Raw genomic sequence first — 2,678 nt, forward strand, 5'->3', positions numbered from 1 at the left:
CCTTTCCTTCGATGACTTGGCGGTCTCGAAGCAGAACCTACGCCCGGCCCCTTTTACACCGGCTTTAGGACGCGACCTCCGATTGTGTCGTTGGGATTCACGTCTGACCGATTCGACAACAATCAGCCTGGCTTGACTAATTAGGTGGTCTTGCCGCTCAGCGTCCCTGGTTTCGGCCAATGCCCGTCGTTCCTCGTCGGCCAGGCGGCGGTCCGCCTGGCCAAGCCTCCACTGCTGCGCAGCCACCCACAGCGCACCGAACGCTGCAAAAGAGCCGATTCCTCCTACCCACGCAGGAACAGTCCCCAGATCCCAGCGCCAACCACGTGCATGCAGGTCGATGGCTTGGGCAATAGCCAACATGCCGAGCACAACGCCGACGATTACGAACACTGCTGCTAACCAGGCAGCGTTCCGGTTCCACCACTGGACCACGCGGCAAATCGTAGTGATTCAGTTGGATCGAGACATTGAGGTGCCGCGAAGGGCCCGGGTGGTGTCGTCTTCTGGGCGATTCGCATTGCGCTACACGTGAGGGCTGCGCGACGCGATGGACATATGGCCACGCACGAGACGCGAACCCTATTGTGCGGAGCCTCAACGGTACTTGTGGCTGCGAGATATCAGCGTGCCCCGGGCAGGGCGGTGTGCATCGCGCTGCCGGAAGTCATGGCGCCAATCGTTCAAGTGCCGCACGGAAAGCGTTGTTCGGCCCTGCGCATCGTAAAGCCGAAGCGACCTGCTGCAGAGAAAGTGCGCCACTGATGCCCCGCCTGCGTGCACCGTAGAGCGCCGCAACCGTCGGTACCCGGCTTTGGCAGGCCACACTGTGCAGAAGCACTGTGCGTCCCTCACTGCGCAGCTGCTCAAGAAGCCGGGCAGCGTCCGTCAGGACGAAGTCCAGGTTCGGGTTGGCTTCCGGATCAACGTCATCAGCGAGCCGAACGTCAACGTGCTCTATGTCTGCTGGCAGGTCACCGTCGTTGACCCGGCACAGTGACACGATGGTGTCTACCTCCGGCGGGGGGTTCCGCAACGCGGCGAGGTCACCCAGCCATACCCCGTTATCGTGCGGATGCCGGACTGGCGTGATCCAGAACGGCTCGTCCCGAAACGTGTGTTCGCCCTGCACGATCCGGGTAGCTACGTTGACGAGCTCACGTGCTTGCATTCCTGGCCAGCCATGTAACCGTCGTCGCCAGTCAGCGGGCACGGCAGAGGCTCCGTACGCTGCGCCGAGCAGGCCCCCAGCGATAGCGGCGACGGTATCTGTGTCGTTGCCACCCCGGACCGCTGCATCGAGGGCCAGTCGCAGGTGGTCAGCGCGGAAGATACCCTTGGCCGGGTCATCCTGCGGGACAGGGGTGGTCGAGATCGCAGACCAGGCAGCCTGTAGTGCTTGCGCCACCCATCCGTTGTTGGTGAACTCGGCAGGATGCATCAAGTCCGCCTGGTAAATCCGTCCCGCCCATAGGGTCCGACGCTCGACTTCCAGGTGCCGCAGACCAATACGGGCGTTCAGCTCGCCGGTGAGGACGGCATTGCGGATGGCTAGGCACCACAGGACGCAGGCATCACCAGCCTCGGGGTCGTAGTGGGTCAGCTCGCTGACGGTGCGCGCAGCTTCAGCCAATGCGTCCTCATCATGGAGGAAGGCTAGTGCTACGGGTGCGGTCCGCATCAGCGACCCGTTTCCGGCGGTACGGCCCGTCAGCTTGTGCAACCGTGCAGATTCTTCACGTGCTTTCAGCGCTGTGATGCCGCCCTGGCCAGCTTGGCTGAGCACTGAGCGTGTCTGAATCCCAACGTCTTTGGCTCGTTGAGCCCACTGATGCCAGCGTTTGACGATGGCGTCGAGGGCTGGCTCCTCTCGCAGATCGACATCGGAAGCGGCTACTTCAGCGATGACGATTGCCATCGAGGTGTCGTCGGTCCACTCGCCCGGTTCCCAGCCGAAGCCGCCACCCCCCACCATCGCGACCTCTAACTCTGGGCCGCGTGGTGGGCCGAACTCATACGGTGCGCCGAGTGCGTCACCGGCTGCGGTAGCCAGCAGCGCACCGCAGGCGCGGTCAAGTTGCGCGTTGGTCAGTTTCATGGCGAAGTCTCCTCTCGCCCAATGGCATATCGGCAAGTTCGGGTTGATGGGTCCCGTTCCTTCAGTGGGAAGAGACCGAAGCTCTGATGGAGGTGCTGAGTGTTAGGCCGCTAGGGGCAGTACGACGGTGCACGCCTGGCCGGTTGGGCGTTTCGGACGGTCCCGCTACTACGGGTCTACGTCTCGCCGGGCGGGCAAATGCTCCGGAGGTTCGCCTTCTCAGGGTCGTCGCTGGCGGCTAAAGGATCGAGACCTGCAGCTGCCCGCAGTATGTTGACGGCCCTCGTCGGGTCGTCCTTGGGAAGGATGTAGTACTGGGCCTGGGACCCGCGTGGAGGAGTCATTTGTCGTTACGCCGCAGTCTCATCGGAGAGGTAGCGGTATAGGGTCGCACGGCTGACACCCAGGTACTTGGCTACGTCTCGCGCTGTGTGACCCTCATCCCTCATCCGCCTCGCTGTAGCCAAATGAGTCGCGTCCGCGACCTTCCTCCGCCGCCCGAACCCCTCTCTGCCAACCTGGGTTGAGGCACCCGCCCCCTGACAATTAGTGACCCGAGGGCGGGGATGGAGAGACTCCC

The 2,678-nt window shown here is 63.2% G+C and carries 3 protein-coding genes; all 3 read right to left on the bottom strand.

Annotation, left to right across the window (positions count from 1 at the left end; genetic code table 11):
* The coding region (locus AO501_RS39235) for a hypothetical protein (protein WP_231752471.1) at window positions 1-435 on the bottom strand (435 nt) is incomplete at its 3' end.
* A 232-nt stretch (window positions 436-667) separates the two neighbouring features.
* Entirely contained in the window at window positions 668-2,098 is a 1,431-nt protein-coding gene (locus AO501_RS12950; protein ID WP_055578115.1) for an ADP-ribosylglycohydrolase family protein, read from the bottom strand.
* A gap of 350 nt (window positions 2,099-2,448) precedes the next feature.
* Window positions 2,449-2,678 (bottom strand): helix-turn-helix domain-containing protein (locus AO501_RS40200; protein ID WP_156452524.1); only part of this gene is annotated, 230 nt, incomplete at its 5' end.

Source organism: Mycobacterium gordonae, from assembly GCF_001417955.2.
Classification (GTDB): Bacteria; Actinomycetota; Actinomycetes; order Mycobacteriales; family Mycobacteriaceae; genus Mycobacterium; species Mycobacterium gordonae_B.